The sequence below is a fragment of the Herbiconiux flava genome (assembly GCF_013409865.1).
GTDB lineage: Bacteria > Actinomycetota > Actinomycetes > Actinomycetales > Microbacteriaceae > Herbiconiux > Herbiconiux flava.
Genome location: NZ_JACCBM010000001.1, coordinates 3587362 through 3606803, shown reverse-complemented (window position 1 = coordinate 3606803; position 19442 = coordinate 3587362). Strand labels below are relative to the sequence as shown.

General features: G+C 71.5%; 23 protein-coding genes. 11 read left to right on the top strand and 12 right to left on the bottom strand.

The features are described from left to right. Nucleotides 1-23: 23 nt before the first annotated feature. Nucleotides 24-536 carry a hypothetical protein gene (locus tag BJ984_RS17270; protein ID WP_179549059.1) on the top strand — a complete coding sequence of 171 codons (513 nt, stop codon included), beginning with the start codon at nt 24-26 and terminating at the stop codon, nt 534-536. Next, on the top strand, nt 533-874 hold the full coding sequence (locus BJ984_RS17265) for a hypothetical protein (protein WP_179549058.1): 342 nt from the start codon (nt 533-535) through the stop codon (nt 872-874). The genes BJ984_RS17270 and BJ984_RS17265 overlap by 4 nt, the downstream gene beginning before the upstream one ends. Nucleotides 875-902: 28 nt before the next feature. Here the strand turns inward: BJ984_RS17265 and BJ984_RS17260 are convergent, their stop codons facing one another. Continuing rightward, nucleotides 903-1301: a DoxX family protein gene (locus BJ984_RS17260; protein ID WP_246306484.1), complete on the bottom strand. Its 399-nt coding sequence runs from the start codon at nt 1299-1301 to the stop codon at nt 903-905. A 63-nt stretch (nt 1302-1364) separates the two neighbouring features. On the opposite strand from BJ984_RS17260, the gene serA reads away from it, so the two are divergent. The 4 genes from serA to BJ984_RS17240 all read left to right on the top strand — a co-directional run bounded on the left by serA (nt 1365) and on the right by BJ984_RS17240 (nt 6011). After that, nucleotides 1365-2954: a phosphoglycerate dehydrogenase gene (gene serA, locus BJ984_RS17255; RefSeq protein ID WP_179549057.1), complete on the top strand. Its 1590-nt coding sequence runs from the start codon at nt 1365-1367 to the stop codon at nt 2952-2954. A gap of 77 nt (nt 2955-3031) precedes the next feature. Continuing rightward, nucleotides 3032-4087: a 3-isopropylmalate dehydrogenase gene (locus BJ984_RS17250; protein ID WP_179549056.1), complete on the top strand. Its 1056-nt coding sequence runs from the start codon at nt 3032-3034 to the stop codon at nt 4085-4087. 35 nt (nt 4088-4122) lie between these two features. Then, nucleotides 4123-5238, top strand: coding sequence for a branched-chain amino acid aminotransferase (locus BJ984_RS17245; RefSeq protein ID WP_179549055.1), 1116 nt, complete (start codon nt 4123-4125; stop codon nt 5236-5238). Further along, nucleotides 5235-6011 (top strand): fumarylacetoacetate hydrolase family protein, encoded by a 777-nt coding sequence (locus BJ984_RS17240; protein ID WP_179549054.1) that lies wholly within the window; start codon nt 5235-5237, stop codon nt 6009-6011. Before BJ984_RS17245 ends, BJ984_RS17240 begins: the two co-directional genes overlap by 4 nt. 37 nt (nt 6012-6048) lie before the next feature. On the opposite strand, the gene BJ984_RS17235 is transcribed toward BJ984_RS17240, so the two are convergent. Together BJ984_RS17235 and BJ984_RS17230 are read right to left on the bottom strand one after the other, a co-directional pair. Beyond that, nucleotides 6049-6489, bottom strand: a complete 441-nt coding sequence (locus BJ984_RS17235; protein ID WP_173184100.1) for a MarR family winged helix-turn-helix transcriptional regulator — start codon at nt 6487-6489, stop codon at nt 6049-6051. Nucleotides 6490-6538: 49 nt separating this feature from the next. Then, nucleotides 6539-7390, bottom strand: a complete 852-nt coding sequence (locus tag BJ984_RS17230; RefSeq protein ID WP_179549053.1) for an alpha/beta hydrolase — start codon at nt 7388-7390, stop codon at nt 6539-6541. A 242-nt stretch (nt 7391-7632) separates the two neighbouring features. Between BJ984_RS17230 and BJ984_RS17225 the strand changes: the two genes are divergently transcribed. Then, entirely contained in the window at nt 7633-9108 is a 1476-nt protein-coding gene (locus tag BJ984_RS17225) for an MDR family MFS transporter (protein ID WP_179549052.1), read from the top strand. A 246-nt stretch (nt 9109-9354) separates the two neighbouring features. Here the strand turns inward: BJ984_RS17225 and BJ984_RS17220 are convergent, their stop codons facing one another. From BJ984_RS17220 to BJ984_RS17210, 3 genes are all read right to left on the bottom strand, one after another. After that, entirely contained in the window at nt 9355-9537 is a 183-nt protein-coding gene (locus BJ984_RS17220) for a hypothetical protein (protein ID WP_179549051.1), read from the bottom strand. Nucleotides 9538-9604: 67 nt separating this feature from the next. Next, the gene (locus tag BJ984_RS17215; RefSeq protein ID WP_179549050.1) at nt 9605-10432 is read right to left on the bottom strand and encodes an SDR family oxidoreductase; all 828 of its coding nucleotides are present in this window, start codon (nt 10430-10432) and stop codon (nt 9605-9607) included. 132 nt (nt 10433-10564) lie between these two features. Continuing rightward, nucleotides 10565-11203: a 3'-5' exonuclease gene (locus tag BJ984_RS17210; RefSeq protein WP_179549049.1), complete on the bottom strand. Its 639-nt coding sequence runs from the start codon at nt 11201-11203 to the stop codon at nt 10565-10567. Nucleotides 11204-11352: 149 nt separating this feature from the next. On the opposite strand from BJ984_RS17210, the gene BJ984_RS17205 reads away from it, so the two are divergent. From BJ984_RS17205 to BJ984_RS17195, 3 genes are all read left to right on the top strand, one after another. Continuing rightward, nucleotides 11353-11934, top strand: a complete 582-nt coding sequence (locus BJ984_RS17205; RefSeq protein ID WP_179549048.1) for a DJ-1/PfpI family protein — start codon at nt 11353-11355, stop codon at nt 11932-11934. After that, the gene (locus BJ984_RS17200) at nt 11931-13103 is read left to right on the top strand and encodes a baeRF2 domain-containing protein (RefSeq protein WP_179549047.1); all 1173 of its coding nucleotides are present in this window, start codon (nt 11931-11933) and stop codon (nt 13101-13103) included. Before BJ984_RS17205 ends, BJ984_RS17200 begins: the two co-directional genes overlap by 4 nt. A 139-nt stretch (nt 13104-13242) precedes the next feature. After that, nucleotides 13243-14307: a cupin domain-containing protein gene (locus tag BJ984_RS17195; protein ID WP_179549046.1), complete on the top strand. Its 1065-nt coding sequence runs from the start codon at nt 13243-13245 to the stop codon at nt 14305-14307. Nucleotides 14308-14331: 24 nt separating this feature from the next. On the opposite strand, the gene BJ984_RS17190 is transcribed toward BJ984_RS17195, so the two are convergent. From BJ984_RS17190 to BJ984_RS17175, 4 genes are read right to left on the bottom strand one after another with little or no spacing between them, the layout of a single operon-like run. Continuing rightward, complete coding sequence (locus BJ984_RS17190; RefSeq protein ID WP_218870114.1) at nt 14332-14739, bottom strand: PPOX class F420-dependent oxidoreductase; 408 nt, start codon at nt 14737-14739, stop codon at nt 14332-14334. Then, a complete protein-coding gene (locus tag BJ984_RS17185) occupies nt 14736-14888 on the bottom strand; it encodes a hypothetical protein (RefSeq protein ID WP_173184113.1) in 153 nt (50 codons plus the stop codon). Before BJ984_RS17185 ends, BJ984_RS17190 begins: the two co-directional genes overlap by 4 nt. 28 nt (nt 14889-14916) lie before the next feature. After that, nucleotides 14917-15648 (bottom strand): response regulator, encoded by a 732-nt coding sequence (locus BJ984_RS17180; RefSeq protein ID WP_179549045.1) that lies wholly within the window; start codon nt 15646-15648, stop codon nt 14917-14919. Then, nucleotides 15645-17249 (bottom strand): sensor histidine kinase, encoded by a 1605-nt coding sequence (locus BJ984_RS17175; RefSeq protein WP_218870112.1) that lies wholly within the window; start codon nt 17247-17249, stop codon nt 15645-15647. The genes BJ984_RS17180 and BJ984_RS17175 overlap by 4 nt, the downstream gene beginning before the upstream one ends. Before the next feature lie 119 nt (nt 17250-17368). Between BJ984_RS17175 and BJ984_RS17170 the strand changes: the two genes are divergently transcribed. Beyond that, complete coding sequence (locus BJ984_RS17170) at nt 17369-18820, top strand: cation:dicarboxylate symporter family transporter (protein ID WP_179549044.1); 1452 nt, start codon at nt 17369-17371, stop codon at nt 18818-18820. Nucleotides 18821-18862: 42 nt separating this feature from the next. On the opposite strand, the gene BJ984_RS17165 is transcribed toward BJ984_RS17170, so the two are convergent. Both BJ984_RS17165 and BJ984_RS17160 read right to left on the bottom strand, forming a co-directional pair. Continuing rightward, nucleotides 18863-19183, bottom strand: a complete 321-nt coding sequence (locus BJ984_RS17165) for a hypothetical protein (protein ID WP_179549043.1) — start codon at nt 19181-19183, stop codon at nt 18863-18865. Beyond that, a complete protein-coding gene (locus tag BJ984_RS17160; protein ID WP_179549042.1) occupies nt 19176-19415 on the bottom strand; it encodes a hypothetical protein in 240 nt (79 codons plus the stop codon). The genes BJ984_RS17165 and BJ984_RS17160 overlap by 8 nt, the downstream gene beginning before the upstream one ends. Nucleotides 19416-19442 lie beyond the last annotated feature (27 nt).

Sequence of the window (19442 nt, the reverse complement as noted above, 5' to 3'; positions counted from 1 at the left end):
CCGAGCCCCGGTAGGGTGAGGGCATGAGCGACGCGCGCGACGACGAGGCCCTGGGGTGGGCCGGTGACGACGATCCGACCCTCGCGCCCGAAGGGGCGCCGGCCGGTGCGGCGGCTCCGCGCGCACGGGCCCCGCGCCGGGGTGAGACGGCGCCGGCCGCGGCACGTCGCACGGTGCTCGACGAGGCGGAGGACGCGGAGGACCGCGCGGCGGAGCGCGAGCTCGAGGAGGCGGAACGCGCATCCGCTCAGCTGAGCTCGGCCGCGCTGATCGGTCTCGGTGTGCTCGGCGGGGTCTACCTGCTCTACACGATCGGCTGGATCGTGTTCTTCAGCCGCTACGAGCTGGCGATCGACGTGACGTTCGGGGTCTTCAGCGACCTGATCGCCCGCACGCTCGCGATCGCCGCGGCGCCGCTGTGGTTCGTGGCGACGCTGCTGATCACGCAGCGGCGCCGGCGCTACCGCTTCCTCTGGCTCGTGATCGGAGTGCTCGTGCTCATCCCCTGGCCGTTCCTGATCGGGGGCACGGCGTGACCGCCGCGACGGCCCCGGCCGCTCCCGCCAAGCGCGGGTTCCGCACCTTCGGCAAGGCGGGCTGGGCGGTGGCGCTGGTCTTCGCGTTCCTGTACGCCTACCATCTGTGGGGCGGGCTGGCGAACCTGATCGGCGTCGTCTCGCTGCTGAACAGCTACGGCACCGCGCCCGACACGGGGCTCTGGGCGCTGATCATCGGCTACGCCGTCGTGCCGATCGTGGTCTACATCGCGGCGCTCCTCGTCGGCCGCACCCTGCGCACCTGGGAGCGCGCGGTGGTCTTCGCCGTGGGCTTCGCGGTGGTGTCGGTGGTCTCGCTCAGCCTGGTCTCGCTCTAGCGGGCCTGGCCGGCCGCAGCGGACCTCGTCAGAAGAAGGCCACCAGCAGGATCAGCGCCGCGAGCACGATCTGCGCGATCAGCCGCGGCACGAACGGCACGGCGAGGGCGCCGAAGCGGTCGCGCCGTGTCGCCGCGTAGGCGTTCGCCGGGAACACCGCGGCGAGGAAGACCACGAGCGCGATTCCCGCCGCGATCCGCGTCGGCGGGAAGACGAGCCCCAGCCCGCCCGCGATCTCGCAGGCCCCGGTGAGGTACACCAGGTTCAGCGGGGCCAGGATGCCCGTCCCGCGCATCCGGGGCGGCATCATCGCGGCCATCGTGCGGGCCGAGCGCGGCACGAAGTGGTTCACGCCCATGAGCACGAACACGGCGGCGATCAGCAGGCGGAGCACGTCGAGGACGACGCCCGACGTCATGAAGTCCATCGGGCCATTCTGCCTGCACTACGCTGGACGGGCTCCCCGCCGATGAACCGAAGGACCCGCACCGTGTCGAAGCCGGTCGTGCTGATCGCCGAAGAACTGTCCCCCGCCACCGTCGACGCCCTCGGGCCCGACTTCGACGTTCGCTCCGTCGACGGCACCGACCGTCCGGCGCTGCTGGCCGCCCTCGCCGACGCCCACGCGGTGCTCGTGCGCTCGGCCACGAAGGTCGACGCCGAGGCCATCGCCGCGGCTCCCGTGCTCAAGGTCGTCGCGCGCGCGGGCGTCGGTCTCGACAACGTCGACATCAAGGCGGCCACGACCGCCGGGGTCATGGTCGTCAACGCGCCCACCTCGAACATCATCTCGGCAGCCGAGCTCACGGTCGGGCACATCCTGAGCCTCGCCCGTCACATCCCCGCCGCGCACGCCGCGCTGGCCCAGGGGCAGTGGAAGCGCTCCGCCTACACCGGCGTCGAGCTGTTCGAGAAGACCGTCGGCATCATCGGCCTCGGCCGCATCGGCGCGCTGATCACCGCGCGCCTGCAGGCGTTCGGCGTCAACGTCATCGCCTACGACCCCTACGTCACGAGCGCCCGCGCCCAGCAGCTCGGCGTCACCCTCGTGACCCTCGACGAGCTGCTCGCGCAGAGCGACTTCATCACCATCCACATGCCGAAGACGCCCGAGACCACGGGCATGATCTCCGACGAGCAGCTGGCGCTGATGAAGCCCACCGCCTTCATCGTGAACGTCGCCCGCGGCGGCCTGATCGACGAGGACGCCCTCTACCGCGCCCTGACCTCGAAGACCATCGCGGGCGCCGGCCTCGACGTGTTCGTCAGCGAACCGCCGAAGGAGTCGCCGCTGCTGGCCCTGCCGAACGTCGTCGTCACGCCCCACCTCGGCGCCTCGACCGACGAGGCGCAGGAGAAGGCCGGCGTCTCGGTCGCCAAGTCGGTGCGCCTCGCGCTCTCCGGCGAGCTGGTTCCGGATGCGGTGAACGTCGCCGGAGGGGTCATCGACCCGTACGTGCGCCCCGGCATCGCCCTGGTCGAGAAGCTCGGCCAGGTCTTCTCGGGACTCGCCGGCAGCCCCCTCACGAGCGTCGACGTGGTGGTCAAGGGCGAGCTCGCCGACTACGACGTCAGCGTGCTGAAGCTCGCGGCGCTGAAGGGCGTGTTCACCAACGTCGTCAGCGAGACCGTGTCCTACGTCAACGCGCCGCTCCTCGCCGAGCAGCGCGGGGTCGCCGTGCGGCTGATCACCGACCCCGAGTCGGCCGAGTACCGCAACGTCATCACGCTCACCGGCGCCCTCAGCGACGGCTCCCAGGTCTCGGTCTCGGGCACCCTGACGGGCTCGAAGCAGATCGAGAAGATCGTCGAGATCAACGGCTACGACGTCGAGGTGCCGTTCGCGAAGCACCTGATCGTGATGCTCTACACCGACCGGCCCGGCATCGTCGCGGTCTACGGCAAGGAGTTCGGCGAGGCGCAGGTCAACATCGCCGGCATGCAGATCGCCCGGCACGAGGCCGGCGGCAAGGCGCTCAGTGTGCTGACCGTCGACTCGCCCGTGCCCGACGGGCTGCTCGACGCCCTCCGCGTCGCGATCGAGGCCGACATCATGGTCGAGGTCGACATCACGGCCTGAGCCCGCGCGGGCGCCGCTCCGCGCGGCGCCGCCTCACCCGGCACTGTCGCCGCTCCGCGCGGCAATAAGCTGGGCCCATGGAACGAACCATCAAGCTCGCGCTCATCCCCGGTGACGGCATCGGGCCGGAGGTCGTCGCCGAGGCCGTCAAGGTGCTCGACGCGGTCGCGCCCGGCGCAGGCGTGGAGTTCGAGAAGACCCACTTCTCGCTCGGGGCCGCCCGCTTCCTCGAGACGGGCGACGTGCTCACCGACGACGACCTGGCCGCCATCGCGGCGCACGACGTCATCCTGCTGGGTGCCGTCGGCGGCGTGCCCGGCGACCCCCGCCTGAAGAACGCGAACATCGAGCGGGGCCTGCTGCTGAAGCTGCGCTTCTCGCTCGACCACTACGTGAACCTGCGCCCCACCGTCATCTACCCGGGTGTTCCCTCGCCGCTCGCCGAGCACGGCGACGTCGACTTCGTCGTCGTACGGGAGGGCACCGAGGGCCCGTACGTCGGCAACGGCGGCGCCATCCGCACCGGCACGCCGCACGAGATCGCCAACGAGGTGTCGATCAACACCGCCTACGGGGTCGAGCGGGTCGTCCGCGACGCGTTCGCGCGAGCATCCGCTCGTCGCAACAAGCTGACGCTCGTGCACAAGACCAACGTGCTCACCTTCGCGGGCGGGCTCTGGAAGCGCGTCGTCGACGAGGTGGGGGCCACCTTCCCAGAAGTGGCCGTCGACTACCTCCACGTCGACGCCGCGACCATCTTCCTGGTCACCGACCCTGCTAGATTCGATGTCATCGTCACGGACAACCTCTTCGGCGACATCCTCACCGATCTGGCCGGCGCGATCAGCGGCGGCATCGGCCTGGCGGCCTCGGGCAACATCAACCCCGACGGCGCGTTCCCCTCGATGTTCGAGCCGGTCCACGGATCCGCGCCGGACATCGCCGGCCAGCAGAAGGCCGACCCCACCGCCGCGATCCTCTCGGCGGCGCTGCTGCTCGACCACCTCGCTCTGACGGATGCGGCCGACCGCGTGCGCACCGCCGTGGTCGCCGACATCGCCTCCCGGGACGGCCGGCCTGCGCGCACGACCGCGGAGATCGGCGACGCGGTGGTGGCGGCCCTCGGCGCCTGAAGAATCCACTCCGACCCACTGACGAAAGACAGCCCATGACCATCGCAGAGTCCTCCACCTTCCCCCTGAAGTTCGAGCTCACGCCCTCGCAGGCGGCTCGGGACGAGGCGGAGCGGGAGGTCATCCTCGCCGACCCCGGGTTCGGCAAGCACTTCACCGACCACATGGTCAAGATCGACTGGACCATCGAGGACGGCTGGCACGACGCCGAGGTCATCCCCTACGGCCCGCTGATGCTCGACCCCTCGGCCGCGGTGCTGCACTACGCGCAGGAGATCTTCGAGGGCCTGAAGGCCTACCGTCACGCCGACGGCTCGATCTGGACGTTCCGGCCGGGCAAGAACGCGGAGCGGCTGCAGCGCTCCGCCCGGCGGCTCGCGCTGCCCGAGCTCGCCACCGAGGACTTCATCGAGTCGCTGAAGCAGCTCGTGGCCGTCGACGGCTCGTGGGTGCCGAGCGCGCCCGAGACGAGCCTGTACATCCGACCGTTCATGATCGCGAACGAGTCGTTCCTCGGCGTGCGGCCCTCGCAGCGGGTGGCGTACTACGTGATCGCCAGCCCGGCGGGGGCCTACTTCCACGGGGGAGTCGCCCCGGTGTCGATCTGGCTCTCGACCGAGTACTCGCGCGCCGGCCGCGGCGGCACGGGTGCGGCCAAGTGCGGCGGCAACTACGCCGCCTCGCTGCTGCCGCAGCAGGAGGCCTATGAGAACGGATGCGCGCAGGTGCTCTTCCTCGACGGGGAGACCGGCCGGCACATCGACGAGCTCGGCGGCATGAACATCTTCTTCGTGCATGACGGCGGCACGAAGCTCGTCACCCCGCGACTGACCGGCACCATCCTCGAGGGCATCACCCGCGACAGCATCATCCAGCTCGCGAAGGACCGCGGGATGACGGTTCAGGAGCGCGACGTGACCGTCGAGGAGTGGCGCCAGGGGGTCGCCGACGGGTCGATCACCGAGGTGTTCGCCTGCGGCACCGCCGCCGTCATCACGCCGATCTCGGCGCTGAAGTCGGTCGACGGCGTGATCGGCGACGAGAACGCGCCGGCCGGTGAGCTGACCATGTCGATCCGCCAGGAGCTGACCGACATCCAGTACGGCCGCGTCGCCGACCGCCACGGCTGGCTGACTAGGCTCGACGCATGAAGATCGCACGGTTCAGTCACCAGGGCGCCATCACCTTCGGCATCCTCGACGAGAGCGACGCGGGGGTGGCCGAGCTCGTCGTGCTGAACGGCGACCCGATGTTCGCCGGCTTCGACACGACGGGGGAGCGCGTGCCGCTCGCCGACGCCACGCTGCTGGCCCCGGTCATCCCGCGCTCGAAGGTGATCGGCATCGGCAAGAACTACCTCGACCACGTCGCCGAGATGGGCACCGGGTCGGCACCGGCCGAGCCGCTGATGTTCCTGAAGCCGAACACCTCGGTGATCGGCCCGGGCGACCGCATCGTGCGGCCGGCCCAGTCGAGCCGGGTCGACTTCGAGGGCGAGCTCGCGGTCGTCATCGGCAGCATCGCGAAGAACGTGCGGGTGGCCGACGCCGCGAGCGTGATCTTCGGCTACACGATCGCCAACGACGTCACCGCCCGCGACCTGCAGAAGAGCGACGGGCAGTGGACCAGGGCGAAGGGCTTCGACACCTTCTGCCCGATCGGGCCCGTGATCGAGACCGAGTTCGACCTCGCCGCGGCGACGGTCGAGACGCGGCTGAACGGGGTGCTGGCGCAGAGCGCGCCGGTGACCGACATGATCCACTCGGTGGCCGAGATCGTCGCCTACGCCTCGTCGGTGTTCACGCTGCTGCCGGGTGACGTCATCCTCACGGGCACCCCGGCGGGCGTCGCGGCGATCGAGGCCGGCGACACGGTCGAGATCGAGATCGCCGGCATCGGGGTGCTGTCGAACCCGGTGCTCTAGAGTCCGGCCCGACGACGACGTCGTCAGGCCTGAAGCTCTAGTCGGCGGTGGTGCTGTCGGCCACGAGCTCGAGCGCGTCGAGCGCCTCGCCGAGACGTTCGATCTGATCGGTGTCGAGCTCGTCGAACAGCGCGAGCACCCGCTCGGCGCGCTGGCGGCGCGCGGTGGCGATGGCGACCGTGCCGGCCTCGGTGGCGCTGACGAAGAACGAGCGGCCGTCGTCGGGGTCGGCGCTCCGGGTGATCAGGGCGCGGTTCTCGAGCTCGGTGAGCAGCCGCGTGATCGTCGGCGCCGCGACCCGCTCGGCGCGCGCGATGTCGCCGGGCCGGATCGGGCCCTGGCGCACGATGATCGACAGCGCCGAGACCTGGCCGGGCGTGAGCTCGCCGGCGGGGCGGATGCGGCGGTTGAGTCGCCCGACGGCGACCGCGAGTCGCGCGGCGATCTCGGCTCGGTCGGAGCCGGCGTGGTTCGTCATTCGGGAGGCCTTCGGTCACCGGTGCAGTACCGGAAGTCTCCCACACGCCTCACCCGATCGCGGTCTGCCGCTCGAGAAAGGCCAGCACCTCGTCGGCGACCGTACGCCAACCGGAGTCGATCGTGAGCGAGTGGCCGCGGTTCGGGATCTCGATGAACTCCGTCAGCCCGGGGTTCTTCTGCTGCAGCCGGTACACGGCATCGGTGATGGCGCGGGGCACCGTGTTGTCCTTCTCGCCCGAGACGATCAGCAGCGGGCCGCGGGCCGGATTCTTCGTGTCGACCTTGGTCTCGGTGAGGGGGTTGAAGTTCGCCGTAGCCGCCTGGAAGAGCGGCACGCCCGAGGCGGCGACGTGGTAGGTCGTCCAGAGTTCCTCGGCCTCGTCCTCGTCGAGCGCGTTGGCCCAGCCGAAGCGGAACTCCTCCAGGGTGAGCGCGACCGCTCGGCCGAAGTTGAGCGGGTTGCCGAGCACGGCCGAGGCCGACTTCAGCGACGACAGGGGCAGCGGAAGCACCCCCTGGAAGGGTGCGGGATCGATGGCGACGGTGGCCGTCGACGCCCCCGTGCCGGCGATCTTCTGCGCGATCAGGCCCCCGAAGGAGTGGCCGACGACCGCGGGGGCGATGGTGAGCCCGTCGATCGCCTCCAGGTAGTGGTCGGTCACCTGCTTCACCATCTTGTGCGCGAACACCTCGGGGTTCCGTCGGGCCTCCTCGACGCTGCCCGGGTCGTCGGGCCAGCCGGGCGCGATGGTCGTGAACCCCTGGTCCTCGAAGAGGCTGCGCCAGCGGTCCCAGCTGCTGGAGAGCAGCCACAGACCGTGCACGAAGACGACGGGCTGCAGGCCCGAGTCGTTCGCTCGGGAGATCTCGTCGCGTTCCGCGGTGGTGAGGGTGCTCATGGGGCGTCCTTCCGGTCGGTTGGCTGACGGTAGCCCCGATCGGGCGTCGGGGCATTGGACGTCCGTCGGAACATCGCGGCGGTGGGCCGGAATGTGTACACTGTTCACTTATCGCGGCCGTGTCGGGCAGAGGGAATAGAACGATCGGGGCCCGACGTTGCCTCCCACGCGCCCTTCCGCCTTCCGCACGCTCTTCCGCTTTCCGCACGTTCTTCCGCCTTCCGCACCCAGACGGGATCCCCATGACCGCAACCGCCCCCTCCGAGACGCGGGTCGCTCCCCGCGACCGCCTCGTCATCAACCTCCTGCTCGTCTCGGCCTTCGTCGTCATCCTGAACGAGACGATCATGGGCGTGGCCATCCCGCATCTCGTCGTCGACCTCGGCATCACCGAGGTGGCCGCGCAGTGGCTCTCGACCGCGTTCATGCTCACGATGGCGGTGGTCATCCCGATCACCGGCTTCCTGCTGCAGCGGTTCAACACGCGCCCGATCTTCATCGCCGCCATGTCGCTGTTCTCCCTCGGCACGCTGATCGCCGCCATGGCGCCCGGCTTCGAGGTGCTGCTCGCCGGCCGCGTGGTGCAGGCCAGCGGCACGGCGATCATGATGCCGCTGCTGATGACCACCGTGATGACCCTCGTGCCGCCGGCGGTGCGGGGGCGCACGATGGGCAACATCTCCATCGTCATCTCGGTCGCCCCCGCGATCGGCCCGACCATCTCGGGCATCATCCTCAGCACCCTGTCCTGGCGGTGGATGTTCATCCTCGTTCTGCCGATCGCCCTCGGTGCGCTCCTGCTCGGCGCGCTGCGGGTCGTGAACGTGACCGAGCCGCGTCGGGTCCCGATCGACGTCGGGTCGGTCATCCTCTCGGCCTTCGGATTCGGCGGCCTGGTCTACGGCCTGAGCACCCTCGGCGGGGCCGGCGCGACCTTCCTGTCGAGCTGGCTGCCGCTCATCGTCGGCATCGCGGCGCTCGGGGCCTTCGTTCTGCGCCAGCTCGCGCTGCAGCGCCGCGACCGGGCGCTGCTCGACCTGCGCACCTTCCGCTCGCGCACCTTCACGGTGTCGATCCTGCTGATGGCCGTGAGCATGATGGCGCTGTTCGGCACCATCATCGTGCTGCCGTTCCTCTTGCAGGGCGTGTTCGGGCTCGACCCGCTCGCGACCGGCCTGCTGCTGCTGCCGGGTGGGCTCGTGATGGGCGTGCTCGCGCCGTTCGTCGGCCGCCTCTACGACCGGGTCGGGCCGCGTCCGCTCGTCATCCCGGGTGCGATCACGGTGAGCCTGGTGCTCTGGGGGCTCACGATGGTCGACCAGAACACCTCGGTCTGGTTCGTGCTCGGCGCGCACATCGCCCTCAGCGCCGGGCTCGCGTTCATGTTCACGCCGCTGTTCACCGCCGGCCTCGGCTCGCTGACGCCGCGGCTGTACTCGCACGGATCGGCCATCATCGGCACCGTGCAGCAGCTGGCCGGTGCGGCCGGCACGGCGCTGTTCGTGGCGCTCATGGCCAGTGTCACGGCCCAGCGCCTCACCGCCGGCGCCACGCAGGTCGCGGCGACGGCCTCCGGCATCCAGGCCGCGTTCCTCTGCGGCGCGATCATCTCGGTGCTCGGCGTGGTGGCGGCGCTGTTCGTGCGGCGTCCGGCAGAGACGGTCGACGCGGGCGAGCGGATGCCCGAGGACGCGCCGGCCGCGGCGCCGATGCACTAGGCGCGGCTCCCGACCGCGCGCGAAAGGGCGCCGAGCGTGAAGCTCGGCGCCCTTCGTCGTGCGCGGGGGCTCCGCCGTACCGCTAGAACTGCGGCGGCTCGGGCGGGGCCTGGGGCGGCTCGCCCGGAGCGCCGGGCGGGGCGGTGGGAGCGTCGGGCGGAACGTCGGGCGGAGGCATCGTTGACATGCCGCCGACCCTACGACTCCCGGCGGCCCACCGCCACCGTGCGCCTGCTGGGCTGCTGCTCAGTCGTGGCCGCCGAGGGTGCCGGCCCCGCCGCCCTGGCTGTCGCCGCCCTGGCCGGGCGCCGGCTGCGCCTGGTCGGCCTGCTCCTCGCTGCCCTCGGCCTGCGAGGGCTTGTCGACGCCCGCGTCGCCCTCGATCAGGTCGTGGTTCTGCGGGTTGTCCTGCGGTCCGCTGTCGGTCATGGCGTGTCCTTCCTTCGGTGTTCGGGTGGTTGGGGATGAGGTCGGGTGGCGGGCGTCAGACCGAGCGCTAGGCGTCGCTCTCGAGGTGCGAGCCGGCCTGGGGGCCCATTTGGAGCATCCCGCCGTCGACGACGATCGAGGTGCTCGTGACGTAGCTCGACCCGGGCGAGGCGAGGAACGCGATCACGGAGGCGATCTCACGGGCGTCGCCGGGACGGCCGAGGGGGATGCCCGGGCGCGCGGTGCCGTGCGGGTCCTCGTCGGTCTGACCCGTCATCGGTGTGGCGATCTCGCCCGGCGCCACGGTGTTTGCGGTGATGCCGTACCGCGCGAGCTCGAGCGCGGCCGTCTTCACGAGGCCGCCGAGGCCGTCCTTGGCGGCGTCGTAGGCGCTGGAGCCGACCCGCGGCTGGTGCTCGTGCACGCTCGACACGGCGATGATCCGGCCACCCGAGCCGCCGGCGATCATCCGCCTGGCCGCCCGTTGAATGCCGACGAACGCCCCGTCGAGGTCGGTCGCCACGACGTGCCGCCACTCCTCGAGCGAGAGGTCGACCAGCGGGGTCGAGGCGCCCGTGCCCGAGTTGTGCACGAACACGTCGAGGCCGCCGAGCTCGTCGGCGAGGGAGTCGATCACGTCGCCAGCGCTCTCCAGCGCGCTCGCGTCGAACTGCGCCACTGCCGCGTTCACGCCCGACGCGCGCACCTCCTCGGCGGTCACCTCGGCGCCCTCGTGGTCGGTGTACCAGGTGATGCCGACGTCCATCCCGGCCGCCGCCAGCGCGACGGCGGTGGCCCGCCCGATGCCGGAGTCGGAGCCGGTGACGATGGCGCGGCGGGGCGCGAACCCCTGGTCGGCCGAACCCGGGTCTGCGGCCGTGCTCGAATCGCTCATGCCCTCACGCTAGGCACGCCTCCGCGCCCGCCGTCAGGGGGTTGCGGCACCACCGGCCGTGGGCCAGGCTCCACCGAGGGTCAGGCTCGCCCGGCCGCCACGCCAGAGCGAGCGACCGGCCGTGGGCCGGGCTCAGCCGAAGCGCAGCGCCAGCGGCTCGCCCGCCCGCTCCCGCGGGTACCACGCCACCCCGCGCGACGCCAGCGCCGGCAGCGGCCGCGCGGCAGCGCTCGCGGCCAGGGCGTGCCAGCCCGAGCGGTCGTCGGTGTGCGCCATGTACGCGGCGAGCAGCTTCGCGGTGGCGAGCGCGTCGACGGATGCGCGGTGCGCCCCCTCGAGGTCGATGCCGAGCACCTCGCAGCAGCTCGACAGCCCGCGCCGGAGGCCCGGCAGGTAGTGGCGGGCCAGCTGCATCGTGCATAGCGACACCAGTGGATTCTCGAGCCGGTACCCGATGCGCCCCAGCTCGGCCAGCAGGAACCGCTGGTCGAACGAGACGTTGTGCGCCACGAGCACCCGCCCCGACAGCAGCCCGAGCAGCTCGGGCGCGATGTCGCCGAAGGTCGGGGCGCCCGAGAGGTGCTCGGCCGTGATGCGGTGGATGCGCGTCGGGCCGGGCCCACGCCCCGGGTCGATCAGGGTGTCCCACCGGCCCGTGACCGTGCCGTCGGGATCGGAGTGCACGACTGCGATCTCGACCGCGCGGTCGTCTCCCGCCGCGAACAGCCCGGTGGTCTCGAAGTCGATGGTCGCGAATCCGGTGCTGCTCATGGTGCTGGCGACACTAGCCCGAGCCGCCGACACCGGAGCCCGCGACACTCCCACGACGGTCGCCGGCGCCCCCGTCAACCCCCTGGCGGCCATCGGTGCGAGGAGTTCCCTCGGTGGTGAATACCGGTTCAGCAGAGAAAGGACGCATCATGCCCGCATTGGACGGTAAGAGGATCGCACTGCTCGTCACGAACTACGGCGTGGAGGAGGCCGAACTCGCGGACCCCCGGCAGGCCGTGGAGGACGCCGGGGGTGACCCGGTCATCGTCGCGGTGGAGGACTCCCCGGTGCAGTCGCTCGTCGGCGACAAGGATCCGGGTCGCACCTTCACGCCCGACGCCCTGATGGGGGAGGTCTCGGCCGATGACTTCGACGCGCTGATCATCCCCGGTGGAACCATCAACGCCGACAACCTGCGGCTGCAGGAGGACGGCATCGACCTGGTGGCCGCGTTCATCGACGCCGGCAAGCCGATCGCGGCCATCTGCCACGGCCCGTGGGCGCTCGTGGAGACCGGCCAGCTGGCCGAGAAGACCCTCACCAGCTACCCGTCGCTGCAGACCGACATCATCAACGCCGGCGCCGACTGGGTCGACGAGTCGGTGCACGTCGACGACGCGGGCGGCTGGACGCTCGTCACCTCGCGCACCCCCGACGACATGGAGGACTTCACCCGCGAGCTGGTGAGGGTGTTCCGCGAGGCCTCGGGCAGTCGGCAGGCCGACGCATGACCCTCGAGTCGGCGGCCCTGCCCGCATCGGTGTACCGGGCATCCGGCCCCTGGTCGCAGGTCTACCTCGACATCTCGGTCGACACCGCCGACCCGCCGAGCGTGAACGAGGAGCGGCGGATCAGCGCGACCGACCGGCTCGCGGCGGCCGGTGCGCCGCAAGCCGACGTCGACGCGGTCGCCGAGGCCATGGCCACCGCCGACCCGGCCGGTGGCGAGCGGTGCCTCTTCGTGCTCGTGCACGACGGCGAGGTGGTGGTGCAGGCGCTGCTGCCCGGCCGCGCCACCGAGCCCGAATTCGTGGCCTACCGGCCGGTACCCGACCTGGTGCCGCTGCTCGAGCACCGGCCGGGCGACTTCGCGCACGTGGTGGTCGAGACGGCGCGGGACGGCGGCGAGATCCGCTTGTATCGCCTCGACGAGACGGAGCCCGTCGTCGACGAGGAGCACCAGGGGCGCACCGACACGCTGCACAAGATCCGCCGCGGCGGGGGCTGGCGGCACCACCGCCTGCAGAACCACACCGAGGAGATCTGGCGGCGCACCCAGGCCGAGCTCGCGACCACGATCGACCGCGTCGTGCACGAGCACCGGCCGCGGCTGCTCACGATCGCGGGCGACATCCGGGCCCGTCAGCTGCTCGAGGGCGAGCTCTCGGCCGAGTCGCGGGCCATCCTCACGGTCGTGCCCGTCGACACCCACGCCGACGGGGCGAGCAGCGAGGCGCTCGACGAGCATCTCGACAACGAGATCGCGCGCATCCTGGCCGACGACAAGAAGGCGGTGCTCGACCTGCTCGCCCTGCACGAGGGCCGCGGCGACAACCGCGTGGAGAGCACACTCGGCGGGGTCGTGCACGCCCTCGCCTCGGCGCAGGTCGAAACCCTCCTGATCGACGCCGAGCGCCTGCGCGAGCACGAGCTGCTCGCCCTGGCCACCGAGCCGTGGGTGGCCGCCGCCCCCGAGGACGCCCTCGGCGCCGAGGTGCTCGACCGGGTGCCCGCGCCGGTCGCGCTCAGCCGCGCGGCGGTGCTCACCGACGCGACGGTGCTGTTCACCGACAGCCGCGAGGCCCCGGATGCCCAGGACGACGTCTCGGGCTCGCTGCCCTCCGGGGTTGCCGCCGTGCTGCGCTGGCGCACGGGGCCGCCGGTGCCCGGGGAGGAATGACGCCACCGGGTCGCTCGTCAGGCGGGTGGGTGCCCGGCTGCGGTGAACGCTCCGAGCGACGAGGCCCGACGATCGTCCAGTGACGAGCGGATGCCCGTGCCGTAGCGTCGGCCGCACGCCGAACGAAAGCGAGCCGACGATGTCCACCACCCCCGCCTCCCGCCACGTGCGCTCCCTCACCGGAGCCGAGCCTCAGCACGACAGCGAGCTCGGGTCGATCACCCGGTTGACGGCCGACACCTTCCCGATCCTTACGCGCCTGTCGATCAAGCGGCTCCTGCTCGAGCCCGGCAGCATCCGAGAGCCGCACTGGCACGCCAACGCCGACGAGCTCGGCTACTGCCTCTCGGGCACCCTGCTGGTGTCGCTGCTCGAGAACGGCAGCGTGTTCTCGTCGTTCACCATCACCGCGGGCCAGATGTTCACCATCCCCTCCGGCGCGCTGCACCACATCGAGAACATCGGCGACGACACCGGCGAGGTGGTGGTCGCGTTCTCGCACGAGCGCCCCGAGGACTTCTCGCTGCACGCGGCCTTCGGCACGATGACGGATGCGGTGCTCGGCAACACCTACGACCTCCCGGCCTCGGCCTTCCGCCCCCTGGTGCGCGACACCGGCTCCGCCGACCTCGTGAAGCGCGAGGGCCCGGCCGTCGTGCCCGACACCGCGGGCTTCGGCAATCCGCACAAGTACGACCTCGGCGCCCAGAACCCGCCGCTCGACCCGCCCTTCGCCTGGGTGAAGACCGCGCGCACCCAGTTCTGGCCGGCTCTGGAGAACCTGTCGATGTACTCGCTCACGATCCAGGACGACGGAATGCGCGAGCCGCACTGGCACCCGCGGACCGCCGAGATGGGCTACGTGCACGAGGGACGGGCGCGGATGTCGATCCTCGACCCCGACGGTTCCGTCGACACCTACCTGCTCGGCCCGGGCGACGTGTACTTCATCCCGCGCGCCTACCCGCACCAGATCGAGGTGATCGGCGACGACGAGATCCACTTCCTGATCTTCTTCGACCAACCGACGCCGGGCGACATCGGCTACCGCGCCTCGGCCTCGGCCTTCTCGCGGCCGGTGCTCGCGGCGACCTTCGGGGTGCCGGTCGACGAGCTGCCCGACTTCCCGTTCACGCCGAGCGACCCGCTGCTGGTGGGCAAGGCGAACCCGACGGACCCGGTGAGCAGCGACCCGGTGAGCTGATCCCTGCGGGCCCGATCGGCCCGGTCAGGCCGGGCGGATGCGCAGCATCACGCGCGGCTTCTGCCGCTTCGCCGCGATGCGCTCGACGAGCATGAACACCCGGTACTCCAGCGGGTGCTTCCGCTGGAACAGCCCGCCTCCGCGCTTCACCGAGGGCTCGTCGCGCTCGATCTCGGCGAGCCCGAGCCGCGCCGGCTCGCCCTCCTTCACGGCGCCCATGCGGCTGCAGGGCCGGAGCTCCACGCGCGGGTCGTTGCGCAGGCGCTTCACCTTGCCCGTGTCGTCGGGCGTCGTGACCAGCAGGGTGTCGCCGTCGCGCACGATCCAGACCGGCGTCGACACGGGCTCGCCGCTCTTCCGGAAGGTCGTCAGCGAGACGAAGTGCTCGTCGCCGAGCGCGAGCAGCGGGGGAGCGGTGGCCTCCCCGGTCACCGCCGGTCCTCGCCGACGGCGCGGATGCTCCGCAGCTCGGCGGCCAGCTCGCCCTGCGCGGGCGAGGCCTCGGCGGCCTGCTCCTCGCCGGCGGCTTCCGGATGCTCGTGCTCGTGTTCGGCCACCCAGTCACGCTTCTCGTCGCTCATGCTCGCGACCCTACTCCGGCCGGGCGCGTCAGCGGCCGGCGGCGCGGTACTCCACCTCGGGGCGGCCGGGGGCGCCGTAGCGCTGGCCGCGCACGGCGGCGCCCGTGTCGGTGAGGTGCTCGAGGTAGCGCCGGGCCGTGACGCGGGAGAGCGACAGCCGCGCTCCGAGCTCGGTGGCCGACAGGCCCGCCGGGGCCGCGCCCCGCAGCACCTCGCGCACCTGCCCGAGGGTCGCAGCGGTGAGGCCCTTCGGGAGGTCGCCGCCGGAGGAGCTCCGGAGCGCCGCGAACGACGAGTCGATCTCGGACTGGTCGGTGACCACCGAGTCGGCGAGCCGCGAGTGGTAGTCGCGGTAGGCGCCGAGCTTCTCGGCGAACGACGCGAAGGTGAAGGGCTTGATCAGGTACTGCACGATGCCGAGCGACACGGCCGAGCGCACCACGGCCGCGTCGCGCACCGCGGTCACCGCGATGACGTCGGTCTCGATGCCCGAGGCGCGCAGGTGCCGGCAGAGCTCGATGCCGGTCGTGTCGGGCAGGTTCACGTCGAGCAGGATCAGGTCGATGCCCGGCTGCGCGTCGTCCGAAGGCGCGGCCCCCGGCTGCGCTGCACCCGCTGCCGCCCGCAGCGCCCGGATCGCCGCCGAGCCCGTGTGCGCCACCCCGGCCAGCTCGAAGCCCTCGAGGCGCCCGACGTAGGCGGCGTGCGCCTCGGCGGTGAGCGGCTCGTCCTCGACGACCAGCACCCGGATCGCGCTCACCGCGGCAGCTCCACCGTGAAGCGCGAGCCGTCCACCGTGATGCGGCCGCCGAGGCGCGCGACCGACTGCCGCACCAGGGCGAGTCCGATGCCGCGGCCGGTGGGGCGGGCATCCGTCGCCGTCTTCGTGGTGGCGCCGAACTCGAACAGGCCCTCGGCCGCCGCCGGATCGGGGCCGGCACCGCTGTCGGAGACCTCGATCAGGAGCAGCCCGGGGTCGTCGCCGTCGATGTCGACCGAGACCACGGGATCAGGTGTGCCGGCGACGGCGTCGAAGGCGTTGTCGATCAGGTTCCCGACGACGGTGATCAGCTCCTGCGGGGGCAACGATCCGCCGCCGATGCGGGACGGGATGCCGACCTCGAAGCCGATGCCCCGCTCGGCGGCCTGCGCCGACTTGCCGAGCAGCAGGGCGAGCAGCACCGGCTCCTCGACGGCGGTCAGCAGCCGGTCGGCGAGCTGCTGGCTGATCGCCAGCTCGCTCGTCGCGAGCTCGGCGGCCTCGGCGGGTCGGTCGAGCTCGATCAGCGCGATGATCGTGTGCAGTCGGTTCGCGAACTCGTGCGCCTGCGAGCGCAGCGCGTCGGAGAGGGTCGTCATGGTCGCCAGCTCTCCGGTGAGCTCCTGCAGGCGGGTGTGGTCGCGCAGGGTCGTGACGGTGCCGATGAAGCGGGCGGATGCTCCGCCGTCCGGCCCCGACACGATGCGGTCGCGGTCGACCACGAGCACGTGCGTCGGCGTGATCACGATCTCGTCGACCGCCACGTCGTCGGCCGCCAGCACCGCCCGCATCGGCTCGGGCAGGGTGAGGCGGGCGAGTGGCTGCGGCCGCGCATCCGGAGCCTGGCGGCGGGGGAGCGTCGGCAGGCCGAGCAGCTCGGCCGCGCGGTCGTTGTAGAGCACCACGTCGCGGTTCGTGTTCTGCAGCACCAGGCCTTCGCCGATGGAGTGCAGCACGCCCTCGTAGTAGGCGAACATGCGACTCATCTCCTCGGCGCCACGGCCCCAGGTGACGCGGCGGAGGTAGCGGCTGAGCGCCCAGGAGGCCAAGGCGCCGATCACGAGCGCCGCCGCGGCGGCCAGCAGAACGGTCGCGATGCGGGTGCCCAGCACGACCTGGGTGGCCGAGACCGTGATGCCGGCTGAGACGAGCGCGACGACCTCGCCGGTGTCGTCCTCGATGGGCACGACCGCCCGCACGGAGGGGCCGAGGGTGCCGGTGTAGGTCTCCGTGAACGCCTCACCGGCGAGTGCTCGGTCGATGTTCCCGAGGAACGGCTTGCCGATCTCGGCGGGGTCGCGATGGGTGAAGCGGATGCGGTCGGGCCCCATGATGGTCACGAAGTCGATGCCGGCCGCCCGCATCACGTCGACGGCGTAGGGCTGCAGGGCCGCGGTGGGGTCTGCGCTCTGCACCCCGTCCTGCACGAACGGGTCCTGTGCCAGGGTCTCGGCGACGGCGAGCGAGCGGGCGGCGGCGTCGCGCTCCACGTCGGCCCGCGCATCCGCCCAGCTGAGCAGCACGGCGGCGGCGGTGAGCGCGAGGATGACGACGAGCTGCAGGGCGAACAGCTTCGCCGCGATGCTCCATCGTCGGATCATGTCGCCCTCGCCTCTCGTGACCAGTATGAACACAATGCCAGGCGGGGGCGGCCTCGCGCGCATCCTGGGTCGACCGGGCACCCGACGTGACCCGGACGGATCTCGAGGAAGAGGAAGCAATGGCGCTCCACACCGGCACCGCCCCGCGCACCAAGCGGCGGCGCATCGACTCGTCGCACTACCTGTACATCGCCGTGATCGTCGCCGTGATCGCCGGCGCCACGCTCGGCCTGCTCGCCCCCGAGTTCGCGGTCGGCCTGAAGCCGATCGGCGAGGCCTTCGTGGGGCTGATCAAGATGATGATCGCGCCGATCATCTTCTGCACGATCGTGCTCGGCGTCGGCTCGATCGCCAAGGCCGCCACGGTGGGCAAGGTCGGCGGGCTCGCGCTCGGCTACTTCATCGTGATGTCGACCTTCGCGCTCGGCATCGGCCTCCTGGTGGGCAACATCATCCACCCGGGTGAGGGCCTGATGATCGGCGCGACGGAGTACGAGGCGCCCGCCTCGGCCGAGTCGAGCGACCCGACCGCGTTCGTGCTGGGGATCATCCCGACCTCGCTGCTGTCGTCGCTGACGGCGGGCAACATCCTGCAGGTGCTGTTCGTGGCGCTGCTCGTCGGGTTCGCGCTGCAGAAGATGGGGGCGAAGGGCGCGCCGATCCTGGGGGCGATCCGGCAGCTGCAGGCGCTGGTGTTCCGCATCCTCGGGATGATCATGTGGGTCGCACCGGTCGGGGCGTTCGGCGCCATCGCGGCGGTCGTGGGGGCCACCGGGTTCCAGGCCATCATCAGCCTCGGCACGCTGATGATCGCGTTCTACATCACCTGCGCGCTGTTCATCGTGGTCGTGCTCGGCTCGCTGCTCTGGGCGGTCGCCCGGGTGAACATCTTCAAGCTGATGAAGTACCTCGGCCGGGAGTACCTGCTGATCGTCTCGACCTCGTCGAGCGAGGTCGTGCTGCCCCGCCTGATCGCCAAGATGGAGCACGTGGGCGTCTCGAAGCCCGTCGCCGGCATCACGGTGCCGACCGGCTACTCGTTCAACCTCGACGGCACAGCGATCTACCTGACGATGGCGTCGCTGTTCATCGCCAGCGCGATGGGCACGCCGCTGGCGCTCGGCGAGCAGATCTCGCTGCTGCTGTTCATGATGCTGGCCTCCAAGGGCGCCGCGGGCGTCACCGGAGCGGGCCTCGCGACCCTCGCCGGTGGACTGCAGGCGCACCGGCCCGACCTCGTCGACGGCGTCGGCGTGATCGTGGGCATCGACCGCTTCATGTCGGAGGCCCGCGCGCTGACGAACTTCACCGGCAACGCCGTCGCCACCCTGCTCGTCGGCACCTGGACGAAGGAGCTCGACCGCGAGCAGCTCACCGCCGTGCTGGCCGGAGAGCGGCCGTTCGACGAGACGACCATGAGCGCCGACGACCACCTCGGCGCCGACGAGCAGGCGGAGGTCGCCCGCGAACACGCCCCGGCCGGTGCCGCTCGCGACGAGCGCCCCTCGACGGCGTCGATCGCGGCCATCGTCGGCCCCCTCGAGGAGCCCACGGCCCCCACCCGCCGCTAGCGGCGATGGCCCGGTGCTCGTTCGGCACCGGGCCTTCCGGCGTCAGCTGGCCCGGTGGTTGGCGATGTACTCCTCCAGGGCCTGACGGGCGATCGCCGAGACCCGGCGGCCTTCGCGTCGGGCGACCTCCTCAGCCTCGGCTCGCAGTTCGGCGGTGAGCCGGAACGCCACGCTGGGGGACGTTCCTCCGCTGTCACCAAGCGATGGGCGCCCGGCGCCTCGGCGCTGAGCGGTGTAGCGCTCGGTGGCGTCCTCGGTCAGGCGCTCACCGTCGGGGCCCCGGTAGTCGTGCGCCTCGAGGTCGGCCTCCTCGTCATGGAACTCTGTCGATTCGGTCACGACGAAGTTCTTCGGGTCAGTCATCGGTCACTCCTGTCTGGAACGTGGTGGGCATCACATGGATTATGAGGACGAGATTCTCAGCCTCGATCGGGACTCTGACTATCTCGAGTTCTCGGTCGCGCTCGTCAGTGCCGACCCATTTCAGTTTGCCGTCGTCCAGGAGTTCCGGGGCGCCGGCCGCCACCAGCGCGGCCTTCGCCGACCCGCGCCCGATGCGGTGCTTGCGGGATGAACGGGTGAACTGGAACTCCATGACGGGAGTTTAGTAAGACAGAATTGT